Genomic DNA, 587 nt, shown 5'->3' with positions numbered 1-587 from the left:
CGCCACCTCTCCGAGATCACCGGACTGCCGCTGGTCACGGCCGCGAACCTGGTCGAGGCCACCCAGGACTGCGGCGCGTTCGTGCAGATGTCCGGCGTGCTCAAGCGGGTCGCCGTCAAGCTCTCGAAGAGCTGCAACGACCTGCGGCTGTTGTCGTCCGGGCCGCGCGCGGGCCTCGGCGAGATCAACCTGCCGCCCGTGCAGGCCGGTTCGTCGATCATGCCCGGCAAGGTCAACCCGGTGATCCCCGAGGTCGTCAACCAGGTCGCCTTCGAGGTGATCGGCAACGACGTCACCATCACGATGGCAGCCGAGGCCGGACAGCTCCAGCTCAACGCCTTCGAGCCGATCATCCTGCACTCCCTGTCGGAGTCCATCACCCACCTGCGAGCCGCCTGCCTCACCCTCGCCGAACGCTGCGTGGACGGCATCACCGCCAACACCGAGGCACTGCGCGCGAGCGTGGAGAACTCCATCGGACTGGTCACCGCCCTCAACCCGCACATCGGCTACACCGCGGCCACCGACATCGCCAAGGAGGCCCTCGCCACCGGCCGGGGCGTCGCCGAACTCGTGCTGGAGAAGGG

1 protein-coding gene is annotated in these 587 nt (G+C 68.7%); it reads left to right on the top strand.

Features of this window, described 5'->3' with window-relative positions; genetic code table 11:
• Positions 1-587, top strand: a 587-nt coding sequence (locus ACWBNA_RS47865; protein WP_482710887.1) for a lyase family protein, incomplete at both ends; no start/stop codon positions are given.

It is taken from the genome of Streptomyces sp. Q2, assembly GCF_056820935.1.
Note: the sequence above shows the minus strand (reverse complement) of the source record. Positions and strands in the feature narration are given on the sequence as shown.